We start from the raw sequence: 21,217 nt of genomic DNA, 5'->3' as shown, positions 1-21,217 counted from the left end.
GCTGCTTTCAAGCTAGTGCCCTACGCCCTCGTAGCTCATCCGTCCGTGGTGAGTGGCAGCGCCCGCAGCTGCTCCTTCACGGACTTCAGGACCGGACCCCAGCCGCCGCCGGGCAGGGTGAGCGCCACCGGGTACTGGGTGGTGAACCAGCCGACGGTCCGGGACAGTTCGACGGTTTCGTCGATCTCCTCCCGGCCGTGGCCCTCCATCGCCACCAGCACCCGGTCGGTGCGCGTCCAGTCGGCGAGCACCCGGCCGAGCGCGCTCATCAGGACGTCGTTGATCTGCGTCCGGTACACCCCGGGCACCCGGCGCAGCAGCGCGTCGGTCGTGTCGTGGTCGAGCCGCACCCGGACCGTGCGGGTGGTTCCGGCGGTGGCGCGGCCCGGGCGGTCCACCGGCAGGTCCGCGCCGCCCGCGCGCGCCACGCCCTCCCAGTACGGCAGGTCGCCGTCCAGCTCCCCGGCCAGCACATGGTCGCTCAGCCGGTGGGCCCACCGGGTGAAGGGGGTGCCGACCGGGTCGAGCCGCACCGGGTCTCCGGCGGCGGCCTGCCGGTACGCGGCCTCCAGATCGCCGAGCAGGATGCGCCACGAGACGCTGTCCACGGCCAGGTGGTGCACGGTCAGGAACAGCCGCGGCCGGGCCCCCGCGCCGCGCAGGATCAGCGCGGAGCGCAGCAACGCGCCCGTGGTGAGGTCGAGTTCGGCGCGGGCGGCCTCGGCGGCCGCCTCGGCCGCGGTGTGCAGCGCGTCGCCCTCCAGCCCCGACAGGTCGTGGCGCCGCAGCAGCGGCCCCGCCACCGGACCGCCGTCGTGCTGGCGCCACTGGCCACCTTCCTGCACGAACCGGGTCCGCAGCGCCGGGTGGTGGGCGGCCACCGCCTCCAGGGTGGTGTGCAGCGCGGTCTCGTCCAGGTCGTACGGCAGGTCCACGACCATCGACATGGTGAAGTGGCGCAGCGGGCCATGGGTGGCGAAGAACCAGTGCTGGATCGGGGTCAGCGGCGCCGGGCCCGTCGGCGTCTCGGCGGCGGTGTCGGCGTCGTCCGCACCGGGCGCGCTGCGCGGGGCGATGGCGGCGGCCAGGTCGGCGATGGTCTGGTGCAGGAACACGTCCCGGGAGCTGAGCCGCAGCCCGGCCTGGCGTGCCCGGGAGACGGCCTGGATGCTGAGGATCGAGTCGCCGCCGAGTTCGAAGAAGTTGTCCGACACCCCGACCTGCTCGGCGCCCAGCACCTCGGCCCAGATCCGGGCCAGCTCCTCCTCCACAGGGGTGCGCGGAGCCTCGTAGGCGTTCTCCCGCCGGTCGGCATCGGGCCGGGGGGCGGGCAGCGCCCGCCGGTCGAGCTTGCCGCTCGTGGTGAGCGGCATGGCGTCGAGGGCGAGGAAGGCGCCGGGCACCATGTGGCCGGGCAGTGTGCGCCCGAGGGCCGCCCGCAGCTCCTGCGCGGTGGGCGGTACGGCGGAGGCGGCCGGTACGTAGTACGCGGCCAGCCGCGCGTGGTCGCGGTCGTCGGTCACGGCGATCACGGCCGCCTCGGCGACGGACGGCAGATCGAGCAAAGCGGCCTCGATCTCGCCCGGTTCGACCCGGTGGCCGCGGATCTTCACCTGGTCGTCGGCGCGGCCGAGGTAGTCCAGCTCCCCGGCGGCGGTCCAGCGGGCCACATCGCCGGTGCGGTACATCCGGGCCCCCGCGGGCCCGAACGGATCGGCCACGAACCGCGCGGCGGTGAGCCCCGGGCGGTGCGGATAGCCGCGCGCGAGCTGGTCACCGGCCAGATACAGCTCACCCGCGACCCCGGCGGGCACCGGCTGGAGCCGGGCGTCGAGTACGTAGGCGCGCAGATCGCCCAGCGGCCGACCCACCACCGGACGTCCGGCGCCGCCGATCCGGGCGGCGAGCGCGTCGACGGTGCACTCGGTCGGACCGTAGAAGTTGTACGCCGTGGTGCCGGGCGCCTCCGCCAGCTGCCGCCACAGCGTCTGGCCGATGGCCTCGCCGCCCAGCATCAGCACCCGGGGGCGGTGCCGGGCGTCGGTGAGCAGCCCGGCCGGGAGGAGCTGCCGCAGATACGACGGGGTGAGGTCGAGGAAGTCGATCCGGTGCCCGGCGATGTGGTCCACCAGTGCGGCCGGATCGAGCCGGGTGGTCTCGTCGATGACGTGCAGCTCATGGCCGTCCGCCAGGAGCAGCAGCCCCTCCAGCGAGGTGTCGAAGGAGAACGACGCGGTCAGGGCCGCGCGCAGCGGACCGCCGCCCGCCTCGGCCACGAAGCCGTGGCGGTGGCCCACCAGCAGGTTCACCATGGCCCGGTGGGTCACGGCCACCCCCTTGGGGCGGCCCGTGGAGCCGGAGGTGTAGATGACGTAGGCCGCACCGTCCGGGTGCAGCGCGCCGGTCCGCTCGGCATCGGTGGGGTCGGTCGCGGGCAGCGTGGCGGGGACCGTACGCAGCGCCGCCTCGTCCAGGACCAGCATCGGCCGGGCGTCGTCCATGAGGAACGCGACCCGCTCGTCCGGGAGTTCGGGATCGATGGGCAGATAGACGCCGCCCGCCTTGAGGACGGCGAGGATCGCCACGACCATGTCGGCGGTGCGCGGCAGCCGCACCCCGACGATCCGCTCGGGGCCGACGCCCCGCCCGATCAGCTGGTGCGCCAGCCGGTTGGCGGCCGCGTTGAGCGCCGCGAAGTCGTACACCTCGTCCCCGGCGACCAGGGCCGTCGCCGCCGGAGTACGGGTCGCCTGCGCCTGGAACACGGCGGGGAACGTGGTCGGCTCGATGGCCAGGGCGGGACCGTGGCCCCACTCTGCCACCTGCCGCCGCTCCGCCTCCGTCAGCAGCGGGAGTTCCCGCACCGGAAGGTCCGGCTCGGCGCTCGCCGCGTCGAGCAGCACCAGCAGATGCCCCGCCATCCGCTCGGCGGTGTCCGCGTCGAACAGCTCGGTGCTGTACTCCAGCAGCCCCCGCAGCTCCTCTTCGTCCTCGACGAATTCCACGCTGAGGTCGAAGGTCGAGGACTGCCGGGGCACATCGACGCTCGTCGCCGTCAGCCCGGCCGGGCGGGGCGCGGACTTCGGGTTGCTGTGGAGCAGCACCATCACGTCGAACAGCGGGTTGCGCCCGGCGTCCCGGCGCGCCCCCACGGCCTCCACCAGCCGCTCGAACGGCGTCTCGTCGTGCGCGAAGGCGTCGAGGACCGTCGTACCGGCGGTGTCGATCAGCTCGCGGTACGAACGTGAGACATCGACCCCGGAGCGCAGCACCACGGTGTTCACGAAGAACCCGACGGCGCGCTCCAGTTCGGTGCGGCCACGGCCGGAGGTGACGGTGCCCAGCGCGATGTCGTCCTGCCCCGACCAGCGGGCGAACAGCCCCTGGCACGCGGCGACCAGCACGGAGAACAGGGTGGTGCGCCGCTCCGCCGCCAGCCCCTTCAGCCGCGCCGCGACCTTCCGGTCCACGGTGAACTCGTACACCGCGCCCGCCGAAGTGCGCACCGCGGGCCGGGGCCGGTCGGTGGGCAGCTCCAGCGGGACGGTGTCCGCGAGCCGCCCCTTCCAGTAGTCGAGCTGCTTGTCCAGGGTGGCCCCGGAGAGCCGCTCGCGCTGCCACACCGCGAAGTCCGGGTACTGCACCGGCACCGGCGGCAGCGGATCCTTCTCGCCGTCGGTAGGCCCGGCGCCGTAGAGCGTGCACAGCTCGTCCAGCAGGATGCCCATGGACCAGCCGTCGGTGACGATGTGATGGGCCGTGAGCAGCAGGACGTGGTCCCCGTCGGCCAGCCGGATCAGCAGCGCCCGCAGCAGGGGCCCGGTCCGCAGGTCGAACGGGCGGGAGTACTCGGCGAGCAGCGCCTCGTCCAGCGCCCCGGGATCGCCGGTGAGGTCGGCCACCGGCAGCGGAACCGCGGTGGCCTCGCGCACCACCTGCGACGGCTGCCCATCACCCTCCTCGAAGACGGTCCGCAGCGCCTCGTGGCGCTCCACCAGCGCGTCGAGCGCCCGGGAGAGCGCGGCCACGTCCAGGGCGCCGGTCAGCCGCAGGGCGACCGCGCTGTTGTAGCCCGCCTCGTCCGGCTGGAGGGTGTGCAGGAACCACAGCCGCTGCTGGGCGAAGGACAGCGGGAGGGTCTGTGTGCGGTCCGCGCGGGGGATCGCCGCGGTGCGTCCGGCCTTGCCCGCGAGACGGCGGCGCAGGGCTTCGCGCATTTCTTCGGGCAGGGCGGAGGCGCGGCTGTTCCTCGAAGACGTCATCGTGTCTGTCCTCACCGTTCGTCGTGGTCGCTGCCGCCCGAAGCGGCGTCTTCGAGTTCGCGCAGGATGTACTCCTCGACCAGATCGGCGAGGGTGGAGACCGTGTGGGCGGTCATGATGTCCCGCGGGGTCAGGTCGAGGCCGAACGCCTCACCCGCCCGGGAGGCGATCAGCAGGCTGCGGACGGAGTCCCCGCCCAGGGCGAAGAAGTCGTCCTCGGCGCCGACCGGTTCCACCCCCAGCACCTCGGACCAGATCTCCGCGATGACCTCTTCGGTGGGGGTGCGCGGCTCGACATGGCCGGCGGCCGGGGCCGCGGTGGCGGGGCCGGGCGCGGGCAGCGCCGCACGGTCCGTCTTGCCGTTCTCGGTGAGCGGCAGGCGGTCCAGGACGGCGAACGCCGACGGCACCATGTAGCCGGGCAGGGTACGGCCCAGCTCGGCGCGCAGCTCGGCGTCGGCCGGGGCGGCGGCGCCCGGGGTGAGGACGAGATGCGCCACCAGCCTGCGGACGCCGGGCTCGTCCTCCCGGACCGTCACCACGGCCTCCGCGACCGAGGGGTGGCCGACCAGGGCGGTCTCCACCTCACCGGCCTCGATGCGATAGCCGTGCAGCTTGATCTGGTGGTCGGTGCGGCCCAGGTGGTGGATCCGGCCCTCGGCGTCGTAGCGGGCGAGGTCGCCGGTGCGGTACATCCTGCTGCCCGCGGGCCCGAACGGGTCGGCGAGGAAGCGGGACGCGGTCAGCCCGGGGCGGTTCAGATAGCCGCGGGCCAGCGACGGGCCGCTGATCCACAGCTCACCGGGCACCCCGGGCGGCACCGGGCGCAGCCGCGCGTCGAGCAGATAGGCCCGGGTGTTGGGGACGGGCCGTCCGATGGGCGGCGGGGCGCCGTCGGCGACGAGCGGATCGGACCAGGTGGCGACCACGGTGGCCTCGGTGGGCCCATAGGAGTTGATCATGCGGTGGTGCGGTGCCCACCGGGTCGTCAGCTCCGTACCGCAGGCGTCCCCGCCCACGATCAGCGTGCGCAGCTCGGGCAGTTCCTTCTCGGTGCCGACGGGCAGCGTGGCCAGCGCGGCGGGCGGGATGAGGGTGTGGGTGACGCGCCGCTCCCGCAGGACGCGCGCGAGGTGCTCGCCCAGCAGCGGCCCGGGCTCGGGCACCACGAGCGCGGCCCCGGTGGGCAGCGCCATGCACAGCTCCAGGACGGAGGCGTCGAAGCTGGGCGAGGCGAACTGGAGGACGCGGTCGCCCTCCCGCACCTCGTAGTGCTCGGCCTCGGCGGCGGCGAAGTTGCCGATCCCGAGGTGGGTGACCACCACCCCCTTGGGGGTGCCGGTGGACCCGGAGGTGTAGATCACGTAGGCCGGGTCGTCGGGGTCGACGGGGCGGAGCCGGTCCCGGTCGGTGGGCCGGTGCGCCGCACCGCCGATTTCGTCCCATGCGTCGATTTCGTCAAGGGTCAGATGCGGTGCGGCGTCCTCCAGCATCAGGGCGATGCGCTCGGCGGGATAGCCGGGGTCGACGGGCAGATGGGCGCCGCCCGCCTTGGCCACCGCGAGCTGGGCGACGACGATCTCCACCGACCGGGGCAGCACCAGGGCGACGATCCGCCCGGGGCCCACGCCCCCAGCGATGAGCCGGTGGGCGAGGCGGTTGGCCCGGGCGTCCAGCTCCGCGTAGGACAGCTCGACGTCGGGGGCGAGGACCGCGGGCGCGTCGGGATGACGGTCCGCGGCGGCCTCGAAGAGTTCCGCCAGGGTCGTCTGCGGGGCCGGGCGCGCGGTGTCGTTCCAGTCCTCCAGGAGCCGCGTGCGCAGCGCGTCCGGCAGGGTGTCGATCCGGTCCAGCGGCTGGTCGTCGGGGGCCGCGGCGAGGGCGCCGAGGACGTGCGTCAGCTGGGCGGCCAGCCCCTGCGCTGTGGTCTCCTCGAAGAGCCGGGGGTCGTAGCCGAGTTCGACGGACAGCTCGGAGCCGGGCGAGACGACCACGGTCAGCGCGTAGTTGGTGCTCTCCAGAGCCTGGAGTTCCCGCACCCGCAGCCCGTGTTCGGCGGCGGCGGAACTGTTGATCGGGTAGTTCTCGAACACCACCAGGCTCTCGAAGAGGTCCGCCCCGCCCGGCACATCGCTCCAGCCCTGGAGCTGGGCGAGCGGTACGTGGCCGAAGCCGCGCGCGTCCGCCTGGTCGGCCTGGAGCCCGCGCATCCACTCGACTGCGGTGTCGCCTTCGGACACGGTCAGCCGCACCGGCAGGGTGTTGATGAAGATGCCGGTGATGCTGTCGGCGCCGGGCAGTTCGGTCGGCCGTCCGGAGACGGTCGCCCCGAAGCAGATGTCCGACTCTCCGCTCAAGCGAGATACGAGCAACCCCCAAGCGCCCTGGACGATCGTATTGAGAGTGAGCCGGTGCCGCCGGGCGAAGTCCTCCAGGGCTGCGGTCTCCTGCTCACCGAGCCGCTGCGACAGCCACTCCGAGGACCGGGTGGGGGCCTCCGCCGTCGGCTTGCGGTCGTAGGGGAGGGGAGTGGGTGCGGTGAACCCGGCGAGCGTCTTGCGCCAGTGCGCTTCGGCCTGCGCGCGGTCCTGCCGTCCGAGCCAGGCGACATAGTCCGCGAACGGCCTGCGGGCCTGGAGCCGCGGCTGTTCACCCGCGGCCAGGGCGGCGTGGGCCGCGAAGACATCCGTCAGGACCTGGAAGACGCTCCAGCCGTCGAGCAGCACATGGTGGAAGGTCCACAGCACCTGCACCTCGGTCGGCGACAACCGGGCGAGCGTGACGCGGAGCAGCGGAGCCGCGCCGAGATCGAGCCCCCGGGCGCGGTCCTCGTCGAGCAGCCGCTCCAGCGCGGACCGGCGCTCGTCCTCCGTCAGTTCGCTCCAGTCCAGCTCCTCGACCGGTACGGTCGCGCCGCGACGCACGAGCTGTACCGGCTCCGGCACCCCCTGCATCACCACCTCGCTGCGCAGCACCGGGGTGCGGTCGACGACGTGCTGCCAGGCGGCGGCGAGGACCCGGGAGTCCCGGATCCCGTCCAGGATGAAGGTCGCCTGCTCCACATAGAGCCCCTGGCCGCGCTGGGCCAGCCCGTGGAAGACCAGTCCGCTCTGGGTGGGCGTCAGCGGATAGATGTCCGCCACGTCCCGGCCGTCGCCCGCCAGCCGGTCGACCGTCTCCTGGTCCAGGGCGGCCAGCGGGAAGTCCGAGGGCGTGCGTCCGCCCGCCCTCTCGTCCGTGCACAGCCGCATGATCGCGCGCAGCTCGTCCAGGGTCTCCTGGGCGAGCCGGGAGACCGTGCTGCGATGGTGCCGGTCCCGGGAGTAGGACCAGGTGAGTTCCAGCTTCCTGCCCTCCACCCGGCCGACCACGTCGAGCAGATGCGGCCGGGGCGCCTCCGGGCTCATATCGCCCTCCAGACCGCTGCGCAGGGCGTGCAGCAGACCGCCCTCGGGCAGGTCCCAGTCGAGCTGGCCGAGGTAGTTGAAGCTGATCTGCGGGTCCGCCGCATCGGCGAGCGGCGCGTCCGGGGCCAGATGGCGCAGCGCCCCGTAGCCGAGCCCGTTCCCGGGGACCGCCCGCAGCCGCTCCTTGACGGTCTTCAGCGCCTCCTCGAGACCGGTTCCGGCGCCGCCGTCCAGGGCGACGGGGAACATGCTGGTGAACCAGCCGACCGTACGGGACAGATCGATGCCCTCGAAGATCTCCTCGCGGCCGTGCCCCTCCAGCGCGACCAGCACCCGGTCCCGGCCGGTCCAGCGGCCCAGCACCCGGCCCAGCGCGCACAGCAGGACGTCGTTGATCCGGGTCAGATAGGCGCCCGGCACCTCCTGGAGCAGGACCCGGGTCTCCTCGGTGTCCAGCCGGACCGTCACCGTCTCCTCGCTGGCGGCGGTGTTGGGGCCCTCGCCGTCCGTCGGGAGGTCCGGGGAGCCGTGCGCGGCGGTCCAGTGGCCGCGTTCGGCGTCGAAGCCCCCGGCGACGGTGTGCTCGCTCAACTGCCGCGACCACGCGCGGAACGAGGTGGTCTTCCGGCCGGGGCTCCCCGGCCGCCCGGCGCCGATCAGCCGGTACGCGGTGTCCAGGTCCTCCAGCAGGATCCGCCAGGAGACCGCGTCCACCACCAGATGGTGGGCGATCAGGCTGAGGACCGGGCGCTCCGTACCGCCCCTGAGGAACAGCACGGCCTTGAACAACGGCCCCCGGTCCAGCTGGAATCCGGACCGGATCCGCAGCTCCGCCTCCCGCATCGCCGCCTCCCGCAGCCCGGGGTCGGTGGCGGACAGGTCATGGACGTCGAGCACCCGGTCGCCGCCCGGCGGCACGCTGTGCTGGCTCCAGTGGCCGTTCCCGGTGGTCTCGTAGCGCAGCCGCAGCGCGTCGTGGTGGTCGAGCAGCGTGTCCAGGGCGGCGCGCAGCGCGGCCTCGTCCACCGGCCCGGTCAGCTCGGCGGACACCGCCTGGGTGAAGTGGCCGGGGCTGTCCGGAAGCGTGTCGAACAGCCAGTGCTGGACGGGGGTCAGCGGCACCTCACCGACGACCGGCCCCTGTTCGGCGGCGACCGCCGTGGCCGGGACGTCCCTAGCGGCGGCGGCCAGGTCCGCGACGGTCTGGTGGACGAACAGATGGCGCGGGGTCAGCTCGATGCCCGCCCGGCGGGCCGAGGAGACGATCTGGATGCTGAGGATGGAGTCGCCGCCGAGGGTGAAGTAGTTGTCGTCGACGCCGACCCGCTCCACCCCCAGCACCTCGGCCCAGATCCCGGCGAGCGTCTTCTCGGCCTCCGTACGGGGCGCCACATGGCCGGTGGCGGGGGCGGCCCAGTCCGGGGCGGGCAGCGCCCGCCGGTCGAGCTTGCCGCTGGGGTTCAGCGGCAGCCGCTCCAGGGTGACGACGGCCGCGGGCACCATGTGGTCCGGCAGGCTCGTCGCGAGGAACGCGCGCATCGTGGCGGGATCGACCGCCGTGGTGCCGGGGGCCGGGACGGTGTAGCCGACCAGCCGCTTGTGGCCGTCAGTTTCGACGACCGCGGCGGCCGCCTCGGCGACCTCCGGGTGGCGCGCGAGGGCGGCCTCGACCTCGCCCAGCTCGATCCGGAAACCCCGCACCTTGACCTGGTCGTCGGTCCTGCCGAGGTACTCCAGCTGTCCGTCCGCGTCCCACCGCACGAGGTCGCCGGTGCGGTACATCCGGCTGCCCGCGGGGCCGAACGGGTCGGCCGTGAAGCGGTCCGCGGTCAGCCCGGGACGGCCGAAGTACCCCCGTGCCAGGCCAGGACCGGCCAGATACAGCTCGCCGGGCACCCCGATGGGCACCGGCCGCAGCCGCGCGTCCAGTGCGTACGCCCGGGTGGCGGCGACCGGGGAGCCGATCGGCGGCGTGCGGCCGGGGTCGGCGGGGTCGCACGTCCAGGCGGTGGCGTAGACGGTGGCCTCGGTGGGGCCGTAGATGTTGGCGACCCGGCAGCCCGGGATGGCCGTACGGACCTCCTGCACCGTACGGGCCGCCAGCCCCTCACCGGCCAGTACGACCGCGTCGGCCGTGACGGAGACGCCGCCCTTGCCGAGCACCTGCCCGAGGGCCGAGGGCACGGCGCTGATCAGGGACGCCGTCCACGGTTCCGGCCGCTCGGCCAGGGCGAGGAGGTCTCGGACGATCTCCAGGGAACCACCGGCCAGCAGCGGGCAGATGATCTCGAAGACCGACACATCGAAGTTGAGCGAGGTGGACGCCACGACGTGGGAGAGCCCCGCCGCGCCGAACTCCTCGCCCGCCCAGGCCGCCAGCGCGGCGACACCCTGGTGGGTGGCCACGACGCCCTTGGGCGTACCGGTCGATCCGGAGGTGTGGATGACGTACGCGGGGTGGCCGGGGACCAGCGGGGCGGTGCGCTCGGCGTCGCCGACGTCATGGGCGCCCAGCCCGGCCAGCGCACGGCCGGTCTCCGCGTCGTCCAGCAGGATCCGGTGGCCCGGCCCGTCCGGGATCCGGGGTGCGGTCTCCCCGGTGGTCAGGACGATGTCCGGGGCGATATCGCCGATCATGAACTCGATGCGCTCCGCCGGGTACGCGGGGTCGACCGGGAGATATCCGGCGCCGCTCTTGACCACCGCCAGCAGCGCCACCACCAGCTCCGGCGTACGCGGCAGCGACAGCGCCACGAAGCGCTCCGGACCGGCGCCCGCGCCGATCAGCAGCCGGGCGAGCCGGTTGGCGCGCTCGTTCAGCTCCCGGTACGTCAGCGTGAGGTCCCCGCCGCGCACGGCCACCGCGTCCGGGGTACGGGACGCTTGCGCCTCGAACAGCTCCGGCAGGACCGCGCGCGGCGCCGGGGCGACGGGACCGCTGAACGCGTCCAGGATCCGGCGGGTTTCCGCCGCGCCGATCAGCGGCAGGTCTTCCAGCCGCCGTTCCGGCCCGGCCGCCATCTCGGCCAGCAGCCCGTGCAGGCATGCGCCCAGCCGCTCGACCGTGGCGGCATCGAAGGCGGCGGGGTCGTAGTCCAGCGAGATCGACAGCCGCTCCTCGGGCGCCACGACGACGCTGAGCGCGTAGTTCGTCGGCTCCAGATCCCGTTCCTGATGGATGCGGAGGCCGTGTGCCGCGATGGCCTCGCTGTCGAAGGGGTAGTTCTCGAAGACCACGATGCTGTCGAAGAGGGCGACGCCGCCGGGCACCTCGCTCCAGCTCTGGAGCTGCGCCAGGGACGCGAACTCGAAGCGCCGGGACTCCGACTGCGCGGTCTGGAGTTCCCGCAGCCAGCTCATCAGCGGGCTCCGGCCGTCCACCCGGACCCGGGTCGGGATGGTGTTGATGAACACCCCGACCATCGACTCCACACCCGGCAGCGCGGCGGGGCGGCCGGAGACGGTGGTGCCGAACGCCACGTCGTCCGTCCCGCTGAAGCGGGACAGCAGCAGCCCCCAGGCGCCCTGCATCACGGTGTTCATCGTCAGCCCGCCCAGTTGGGCGACGGTACGGAGCCGGGCGGACTCCTCCGCGCCGAGGGTGACCCGGTGCGTACCCGAGGACGCCGTACGGTGCGCCTCGGCCGCGGGCCGGTCGCGGGGCAGTTCGGTCGGGGCGGTGAATCCCTCCAGCGCCCCGCGCCAGAACCGCTCGGCCTCCGCCGTGTCCTGCTCACCGAGCCAGCCCAGGTACTCCCGGAAGGGCCGCCGGGCGGGCACGACGGCACCGCGCCCGGTGGTGAGCGCCGCGTACCGCTCGCAGACCTCGTCGAAGACCTGCGCCGCGCTCCAGCCGTCGAGCAGCACATGGTGGAACGTCCAGATCAGCCGCACCTCGTCGGCCGACAGCCGGATCAGGGCCAGCCGGGTCAGCGGCGCGCTGCCGAGGTCGATGCCCTCGGCCCGGTCGTCGGCGAGCAGCCTGCTCAGTTCGGCCTCGCGCCACGCGTCGGACCGCCCGGTCCAGTCGTGGTGGGCGATCCGCAGGATGGCCCGCCGCCGGACGACCTGGAGGGGCTCCGGGGTGTCCGCCCAGACCAGCTGGGTGCGCAGGATCGGGTTGGCGTCCGTGGTCCGCTGCCACGCCGTGGCCAGCGCCTGCGGGTCCGTCACCCCGGTCAGCCGCAGCTGCACCTGGTTGAAGTAGGCGTCGGACGCCGGGTCCACGAGGCTGTGGAACAGCATCCCGGCCTGCATCGGGGTCAGCGGATAGATGTCCTCCACCGACCGCCCGTCGGCGGCCACCCGGTCCACCGCGGCCTGGTCCAGCCGGGCCAGCGGGAAGTCCGACGGGGTACGGCCGCCCGCGCCGGGGCCGGCGCAGTGGGCGACGATGTCCTCCAGGGCGCGGAGCATCTCGTCGGCCAGCCGGGACACCGTCTCCTCGGAGTGGGTCCCGGAGCCGTAGTACCAGGTGATCTCCAGGCGGCGCCGCTCGACGCGGCCCACGATGTCGAGCAGGTGCGCCCGGGGCGACTCCGGCGCGGCGTCACCGCCCAGACCGCCCCGCACGGAGCGGACCAGGGCGTCGCCGGTGGTCCCGCCCGTGTCCGACCAGTCGAACTGGCCGAGGTAGTTGAAGCTGATCCGGGGCTCCGCCGCGTCCGCCAGCGGCGCGTCCGGGGCCAGATGGCGCAGCGCGCCGTAGCCGATGCCCTGGGCGGGCACCGCCCGCAGCTGCTCCTTGACGGACTTCAGCGTCTCGCCCCAGCCGCCGGGGGCGTCCGGGATGTCCAGGGCGACCGGGAACAAGGTGGTGAACCAGCCGACGGTACGGGACAGATCCACGCCGTCCAGGAGGTGTTCCTCCCGGCCGTGCCCCTCCAGGTCGACGGCGACCCGCCGCCGCCCGGTCCACTCGGCCAGCACCCGGCCCAGCGCCGAGAGCAGCACGTCGTCCACGCGGGTGCGGTACACCTCGGGCACCTGCTGGAGCAGGGCGGTGGTCCGCTCCCGGTCCAGCGTCACGGTGACCGACTCCATGGCGGCGACGGTGTTGCCGCCCTCGCCCTCACGGTCCACCGGGATCCCGGCGGCGCAGTCCTCGGCCACCGCCGTCCAGTGCGGGAGTTCGGCGTCGAAGCCCCCGGCCGCGGTGTGCTCGGCGAGCCGGCGGGACCAGTCCCGCACGGAGGTGGTGCGCGCCCCGAGGTCGGCGGGGGAGCCGTCGAGCGCCTGGCGGTAGGCGGTCTCCAGGTCCTCCAGCAGCACGCGCCAGGAGACGCCGTCGACCACCAGGTGGTGCACGGTCAGGAAGAGCGACGGCCGCGCTCCGGAGCCCGGGCGCAGCAGCCGGGCGGCCAGCAGCGGCCCGGTGTCCAGGACGAACCCGGCGTTCGCCTCGGCCATGGCCGCTTCCTCGGCGGCCCGCCGCTCCGGCTCCCCGAGCCCCGACAGGTCCACCTCCCGCAGCGGGTCCTGGCCGGTCTCGTCCGGCGGCGGGCAGTACTGCCGTACGGTGCCGTCCGCCTCGCGCGTGAAGCGCGTCCGCAGCGCGTCATGGTGGACCAGCAGCGCCCGCAGGGCCTGACGGAGCGCCCGGGGGTCGGGGTCCCGGTCGAGTTCGACCAGCACGGACTGGTTGAAGTACTCGGGCCGGGGGCTGTCCGTGCCGAGGAACCAGTGCTGGATCGGGGTCAGCGGCAGCTCGCCGCTCACCGGGCCCGCGTCGGCCGCGGGCCGGGCGGTGGCCGTGGCGACGGTGGCGAGCGAGGCGATGGTGGGGTGCCGGAAGAGTTCCCTGGGCGTCACCGTCAGGCCCGCCTGCCGGGCGCGCGAGGCGACCTGGATGCTGAGGATCGAATCCCCGCCGAGCATGAAGAAGTTGTCCTCGACGCCGATCCGCTCCCGGCCCAGCAGCGGCCCCATGATCTCCGCCAGGATCCGTTCGGCGTCGGTGCGGGGCGCCACGTACTCCGCGCCCGCCGTGGCCGCCGCCCAGTCGGGCTCGGGCAGCCGGCGGCGGTCCACTCTTGCTCGTTGCCGGTGAGCGGCAGTTCGTCCAGGGCGATGAAGACCGCGGGCACCATGTAGTCGGGCAGCTCCCGGCCCAGCAGGGACCGCAGCTCCGCAGGTTCGGGCACCGCGGCACCGCGCACCGGGACCAGATAGGCGGCCAGCAGCTTCCGCTCCCCGTCCCGCGCGAGTGCCACGACCGCCTCGGCGACGGCCGGGTGGCGGGTCAGCACGGCCTCGATCTCGCCCGGTTCGATGCGGAAGCCGGCGGATCTTCATCTGGTCGTCCGAGCGGCCCACGAAGGCGAGTTCGCCGTCGGCGGTCCAGGACACCAGGTCCCCGGTGCGGTACATCCGGGAGCCGGGCGGCCCGTACGGGTCGGCGACATAGCGCTCGGCCGTCGGACCGGGCCGGTTCCGGTAGCCACGGGCGAGCCCGGCGCCCGCGATGTACAACTCCCCGGGTATGCCCGGCGGTTGGGGCTGGAGGGCGCCGTCCAGGACGTAGGCGCGGGTGTTGTCCAGCGGCCGTCCGATGGGCAGCGTCCCGGGCAGCTCCTCACCGGCGCGGAAGGGGCGCCGGGTGGCGAAGGTCGTGGTCTCGGTGGGTCCGTAGCCGTCGACCACGGTCAGCTCCGGGCAGGCGTCGAGCACCCGGCGTACCGCAGCGGGCGGCACCGCCTCGCCGCCGGTCCACACCTCCCGGGCGCCGCGCAGGCACTCCGGCGCCTCCTGTGCCAGGAGCCGGAAGAGACCGGCGGTCAGCCACAGGCAGCTCACCCCGTGCCCGGTGATCGCGTGGCGCACGGTGTCCGCGTCCACGTCGCCCACCGGGGCGATGACGGCCGTACCGCCGCGCAGCAGCGGCACCCACACCTCGTAGGTGGAGGCGTCGAACGCCTGCGGGGAGTGCACCAGAACCCGGTCGTGGCGCGCGAAGGCGCGGTCATGGGCGAGGGCGGTCACATCGCGGTGCCGGACCGCGACGCCCTTGGGCCGTCCGGTGGAGCCCGAAGTGAACATCAGGTAGGCCGTGTTGTCGGGGAAGACCTCCACCGCGGGCGGCCCGTCAAAGTCTTCGGCACCGCCCTCGGCACCCGGCGCCACCAGCAGCGTCCGTCCGCCGTGTCCGATGTCCGCGGCGGTCCGCTCCCAGGCGCGGTCGGTCAGCAGGACGTCCGCCGTCGCCTCGGCCAGCACCAGCCGCAGCCGGTCCTCGGGCGCGCGGGTGTCCAGCGGTACGTACACCCCGCCCGCCTTGACGACCGCCAGCTGGGCGACCACCAGCTCCACGGACCGGTCCATCAGCACGGCCACCGGCCGCTCCGGACCGATGCCGAGCCCGATGAGCCGGTGGGCCAGCCGGTTGGCGCGCGCGTCCAGCTCCCGGTAGCTCACCGGGCCGCCGTCGCCGTCCAGCGCGGGCGCGTCCGGCGTACGCCGCACCTGGGCGGCGAACAGATCGGCCACCGAACCCTCGGGCAGCGGGGCCGTGGTGTCGTTCCACTCGCGGAGCACCTGGGCGCGCCGGGCGTCGGTGAGCATCGGAAGGCGCGCGGGCGCCCGGTCCGGGCCGGTGGCCATGTTGGTCAGCAGCACCGACAGGTACTCGGCCATACGCTGGATCGTCTCGGCGTCGAACAGGGCCGGGTCGTAGCCGAGCCGCAGCGCCATCTCCTGGCCGGGGTAGACCACCAGGCTCAGCGGGTAGTTCGTGGTCTCGACGCCGTCGAGGTCGCGCAGGGCCAGCCCGTGCGCGGCGGCGAGGTCCCCGCCGACGGGATAGTTCTCGAACACCACGATGCTGTCGAAGAGGTTCACCCGCTCCTCGAGCCGGGTCATCGACCGCAGCCGGGTGAGCGGTACGAAGTCGAAGCGCCGGTCCTCGGTCTGCCGCTCCTGCACCTCCCGCAGCCACGACAGCAGGGTGCCGCCCGTGGGCACCTCCAGCCGGGTCGGGACGGTGGTGATGAACAGTCCGGTCATCGCCTCGACGCCCGGCAGCTCCGGCGGACGGCCCGAGACCGTGGTCCCGAAGGCGACGTCCGCGCGGCCGGTGTACCGGGACAGCAGCAGCGTCCAGGCGCCCTGGAGCAGGGTGTTCATGGTGAGCCCCGCGCCTCTGGCCAGCTCCGCCAGCCGGCGGGACGCGTCCGCGGGCAGCGTGATCCGTACGTCGGCGCTGGACTCCGCGTGATGGGTCTCGGTGGGTTCCCGGTCGAACGGCAGCGGGCTGGGCTCCGACAGATCGCCCAGCCGGGAGCGCCAGTGCTCCTCGGCCTCCGCCCAGTCGCGGTCGCGCAGCCAGGCCACGTAGTCGCGGAACGGGCGGCGGCTGGGCAGCGCGGCCCCCGCCCCGGACGCATGGCAGGCGAAGACGTCGGACAGCACCTGGAACAGGCTCCAGCCGTCCAGGATCAGGTGGTGGAACGTCCACACCACCTGGACCTCGGTGTCGGACAGCCGGGCCAGCGCCAGCCGCATGAGCGGCGCCGCGGCCAGGTCCAGGCCCCGTTCCCGGTCCTCGGCGAGGAACCGCCGCGACTCCTCCCGGCGCTCCGCTTCGGACAGCCCGCGCCAGTCGAGATGGGTGACCGGCACCCGGACCCCGCGCTCCACCACCTGGAGCGGCTCGGGCACCCCGTCCCATTCGGCGCGGCTGCGTAAGCCCGGTGTGCGGTCGGTGACCCGCTGCCAGGCCGCGGCCAGCGCGCCCGGGTCGGACACCCCGTCGAGGACGAAGGTGAGCTGCTGGAAGTAGGCGCGCCGGTCCTCCTGGGACAGCCCGTGGAACAGCATGCCCGCCTGGGTGGGGGTCAGCGGGTAGACGTCCTCCACCGCGCTGCCGTCGCCCACCAGCCGGTCCACCGTGGCCTGGTCGAGGGAGGCCACCAGCGGGAAGTCGGACGGGGTGCGGCCGCCCGCGCCGGGCGCGGCGGCGTGCCGGGCGATGGCGCGCAGCGCCCGCAGGAACTCCCCGGCCAGCCGCCCGACGGTCTCCTCCGTGTGCAGGTTCGCCGAGTAGAACCAGGTGAACGCGAGCCGCTGGTCCTCGACCCGGCCGACCACCTCCAGCGGATGCGGCCGCGGCGACTCCGGGTCGGCATCCAGGGCGAGTTCGCGGTGGAGGCCGCGGAACAGCCCGTCGCCGTCGCCCGGCAGCTCGAACTGGCCCAGGTAGTTGAAGCTGATCCCGGCCGTGGGACCGGTCGGCAGGCCCTCGGGGCGGGCCAGATGGCGCAGCGCCCCGTACCCCAGGCCGCGCCGCGGCACGGCCCGCAACTGCTCCTTGACGGACTTGAGTACGTCGCCCCAGTCACCCTCGGGGAGGTCGAGCGCCACCGGGAAGCGGGTGGTGAACCAGCCGACCGTACGGGACAGATCCACCTCCTCGAAGATCTCCTCGCGGCCGTGGCCCTCCAGGTCCACCGGCACCCGGCTGCGCCCGGTCCACTCGCCCAGCACCCGGGCCAGCGCGCTCAGCAGCACATCGTTGACCTGCGTCCGGTAGACCTCGGGCAGCGTCTGGAGCAGGGCGGTCGTCTCGTCCTGGTCGAGCGTGACGGTGACCGACCGGGCCGAGGCATAGGTGTTCGCCCCGTCCGCCCCAGCCGCCCCATCCAGGTCTACCGGCAGCGAAGGATCCGAGTCCCGGACCAGGCCGGTCCAGTACGCGGCCTCCGCGTCGAACCCCCCGGCCTGCGCGTGGTCGTTCAGCCGCCGGGCCCAGGTGCGCAGCGGGGAGGAGGCGGCGGGGAGCCCGGCCAACCGGTGGTAGGCGGTGTCCAGGTCCTCCAGCAGGATGCGCCAGGAGACCCCGTCCACGACGGCGTGGTGCACGGTGAGGTGGAGCACCGGCCGCTCTCCGGCCCCGGCGTCCTCCTCCAGCACCGCGCGCAGCAGCGGTCCGTCCGCCAGGTCGAAGCCGCCGAGGTGGGGTTCGCCGCCGCCGGTGTGGCGGCGCAGCAGATCCGTCAGCTCCGGTGCCCCGCCGCCGTCGATCCGCTGGTACCGGCTCTTGCCGCCGTCCTCGGAGGGGAACCGGGAGCGCAGCGCGTCGTGGTGGGCGACGACCGCCTCCAGGGCGCCGCGCAGCGCGTCCTCGTCCACGTCCCCGGGCAGGACGAGGGAGATCGTCTGGTTGAAGTGTCCGGCCCGCTCGGGGTCGTGCTCGAACAACCAGTGCTGGATGGGCGTCATCGGCAGGTCCCCGGTGGCCGCTTCCGCACCGGCGGCGTCCGGCCGCGGCTGCGCGGCCGCGCTGTCCAGGTGCAGGGCGAGGGCGGCGATCGTCTGGTGGCGGTAGACGTCGCGGGAGGTGACGGAGAGCCCGGCCTGCCGAGCCTGGGAGACGACCTGGATGCTGAGGATCGAATCGCCGCCGAGGGAGAAGAAGTTGTCCTCCACTCCGATGCGTTCCACATGGAGGATCCGGGCCCAGACCGCGGCGAGGGTCCGTTCGGTCGCGGTGCGCGGCGCCACGTAGCCCGGTGCCGCCGCCGGGGACCACTCGGGGTCGGGGAGACGGCTCCGGTCCAGCTTGCCGTTGGGGTTGAGCGGCATCCGCTCCATGACCAGGACCGTGGCGGGCACCATGTAGTCGGGCAGGCTGCCCGCCAGGAACGTGCGCAGCGCGGCCGGGTCCGGTGTGGTGCCCGGTGCGGGCACGACGTAGGCGATGAGCCGCTTGTGACCGCCGGTCTCCTTCGCGACGGCGGCGGCCTCGGCGATACCGGGGTGGCGCAACAGCGCCGTCTCGACCTCGCCGAGTTCGATGCGGAAGCCGCGGATCTTCACCTGGTCATCGGCCCGGCCCATGTACTCCAGCTGGCCGTCGCTGCCCCAGCGCACCAGGTCACCGGTGCGGTACATGCGGCTGCCCGGCGCGCCGAAGGGGTCCGCGAGGAAGCGGTCGGCGGTCAGCGCGGGCCGGTTGAGGTAACCCCGGGCGAGGCCCTGGCCGCCGAGATACAGCTCGCCCGTCACGCCGGGCGGCACCAGCCGCAGCGTCGGGTCCAGGACATAGGCGCGGGTGTCGGCGACGGGCCGCCCGATCGGCGGCGCCTGCCGCGGTGCCTCGCCCGAGGAGAACCAGGCGGTGGCGTACACGGTTGCCTCGGTCGGCCCGTACATGTTGGCGATGCGGCAGGAGGGCAGCGCCGCCCTGATGTCCCGTACGGTCTGGGCGGGAAGGGCCTCGCCCGCCAGGACGACGGTCCCGGCGTCGATGCGTCCGGCTTCTATGTATCCGGCGTCGGTCTGTCCGGCGTCCCCGCTCAGCAGCCGGGCGAACACCGAAGGGACGCCGCTGATCAGCCCGGTCGCGCGCGGCCGGTTCGCGGGGTCGGCGAGGACCAGCAGATCCTGGACGATCTCGATGCTGCCCCCGGCCAGCAGCGGGCACAGGATCTCGAACACGGACACGTCGAAGTTGAGCGAGGTCGAGGCCACGACCCCGGTCAGCCGCTCCCGCCCCAGCTCGGCCCCGGTCCAGGCGGCCAGACCCGCCACGCTCCGGTGGGTGACCACCACGCCCTTGGGCGTGCCGGTGGACCCGGAGGTGTAGATGACGTAGGCGGGATGGGCCGGGTGCAGCGGTCCGGTCCGGTCGGCGTCGGTGATGTCGCCGTCCGCCCGCCGCGCCAGCTCGGCGCTGACCGCTTCGTCGTCCAGCACCAGCGGTTCGGCACCGGCGGGCAGGCAGCCCGCCGTGTCACCGGTGGCGAGGATGGTCGAGGGCGCCGCGTCGTCCAGCATGAACGCGATGCGCTCGGCCGGGTACGCGGGATCCACGGGCAGATATCCGGCGCCCGCCTTGAGCACCGCCAGCAGGACGACGACCAGGTCGGCCGAGCGCGGCAGGGCCAGCGCCACCAGCCGCTCGGGGCCGACGCCCCGGTCGATCAGCAGCCGGGCGAGTTGGTTGGCGCGCCGGTTCACCTCGTCGTAGGAGAGCCGGGTCTCCCCGCAGGTCACGGCGGTCGCCTTCGGCCGCGACGCGGCCTGGGCCGCGAAGAGTTCGGGCAGCGTCGTCTCGGTGAGGGCCTGGCCGGTGCCGTTCGTGCCGTTCGTGCCGTTCGTGCCGTTCGTGCCGTTCGTGCCGTTCCAGGAGTCGAGCAGCTTGTGCCACTCGGCGTCGCTCAGCATCTGGAGTTCGATCAGGGTGCTGCCGGGGTCGGCCACCATCCGGGTCAGCAGCCGGTGCAGATGCCCGGCCATCTGCTCCATCGTCCGGGCGTCGAACAGATCGGAGTTGTACTCGACGGTGAGCCCCAGCGAACCGTCGTCCCGGGGCAGGAACTCCAGCACCAGGTCGAACCGCGCGGCGGGGCGCGGCAGGGAGTGCTCGGCGATCGTCACGCCCCCCGCCTCCCGGGCGGGCACCATGGCGCCCTGCTGGACGACCAGGGCCTGCACCAGCGGGTTGCGGCTGGCGTCGCGCTTGGGGGCCAGCTCCTCCACGACCCGCTCGAACGGCAGCCGGTCATGGCTGAAGGCGTCGAGCACCGTCTCGCGCATCGCGTCCACGAACTGCTCGACGGTGCTGTCCCCGTCGACATCGGCGCGCAGCACGAGGGTGTTGACGAAGAACCCGGCGACCGACTCCAGCTCCTTGCGGTGGCGTCCGCTGGTGACGGTGCCGAAGGCGACGTCCCGCTGGCCCGAGTAGCGGGAGAACAGGACCGCGACGGACGCCGAGAGCAGGGTGAACAGCGTGGTGTTCCGCTCCCGGCCGAGCCGCCCCAAGGCGGCCACCAGATCGGCGGGCAGCTCGCGCCGGTGCACCGCCCCTGCGGTGGTGCGCACCGGGGGGCGGGGACGGTCGGTGGGCAGCTCCAGGGCCTGCATTCCGGCGAGCCGGGTCCGCCAGTACTTCAGATCGGTGTCCTGCCCGGGCGGAACCGGGTGGTCGCGCTCCCAGACGGCGAAGTCCGGGTACTGGAGCGCGGGTCCGGGGAGGCCGGGGTCGGCGCCGGTGACCTCCGCCTCGTACAGCGCGGTCAGTTCGCGGACCAGGAGGCCGACCGACCAGCCGTCGGTGACGATGTGGTGCTGGGCCAGCAGCAGCACATGGTCGTCGTCGGCGAGCCGGATGAGCAGCGCCCTGGTCAGCGGGCCCTCGGCGAGGTCGTACGGGCGGTTCAGCTCATCGGTCAGCAGCCGGTCGACGGCGGCGTCGCGCTCCGCGGCGGGCCGCCCGCCGAGGTCGGCGTGGTCGAGCGGTACGGTGCCCCGCTCGGCGATCCGCTGCACACCGTGCCCGTCCACGGTGACGAAGGTGGTGCGCAGCGCGTCGTGCCGGGCGGCCAGGGTGCCGAGCGCGCGGCGCAGGGCGCCGGTGTCGAGCGGGCCGCTCAGCCGCAGCCCGGCCCCGGTGTTGTACTCGGTGCCGCCGGACGTCAGATCGTCCAGGAACCACAGTCGCCGCTGGGCGGTGGACAGCGGCAGCGGCCGGTCGCGCGGGGTGGGCGGGATCGGCGCCTCCGGCGCGTCCGCGGCCTCCTCCGGCAGCCGGGCGGCCAGCCGCGCCAC

General features: G+C 74.0%; 2 protein-coding genes and 2 pseudogenes. All 4 read right to left on the bottom strand.

The genetic code is table 11. The features are described 5' to 3' along the window. Positions 1-35: 35 nt before the first annotated feature. The gene (locus SSOG_RS55615) at positions 36-4,262 is read right to left on the bottom strand and encodes an amino acid adenylation domain-containing protein (protein WP_245606219.1); all 4,227 of its coding nucleotides are present in this window, start codon (positions 4,260-4,262) and stop codon (positions 36-38) included. An 11-nt stretch (positions 4,263-4,273) separates the two neighbouring features. Beyond that, positions 4,274-13,699, bottom strand: a complete 9,426-nt coding sequence (locus SSOG_RS55610) for a non-ribosomal peptide synthetase (RefSeq protein WP_245606572.1) — start codon at positions 13,697-13,699, stop codon at positions 4,274-4,276. A gap of 68 nt (positions 13,700-13,767) precedes the next feature. Beyond that, a pseudogene (locus tag SSOG_RS55605) lies at positions 13,768-13,881 on the bottom strand (hypothetical protein); the annotation flags it as partial. A 127-nt stretch (positions 13,882-14,008) separates the two neighbouring features. After that, positions 14,009-21,217, bottom strand: a pseudogene (locus SSOG_RS55600) (amino acid adenylation domain-containing protein); the annotation flags it as partial.

The sequence above is a fragment of the Streptomyces himastatinicus ATCC 53653 genome (assembly GCF_000158915.1).
Lineage (GTDB): Bacteria > Actinomycetota > Actinomycetes > Streptomycetales > Streptomycetaceae > Streptomyces > Streptomyces himastatinicus.
The sequence above is the reverse complement of the archived record's forward strand: the minus strand, read 5'-3'. Positions and strand labels throughout refer to the sequence as shown.

Coding starts and splice junctions, on each gene's coding strand:
- SSOG_RS55615 (WP_245606219.1), bottom strand. CDS start 4,262: ATGACGTCTTCGAGGAACAGCCGCGCCTCCGCCCTGCCCGAAGAAATG.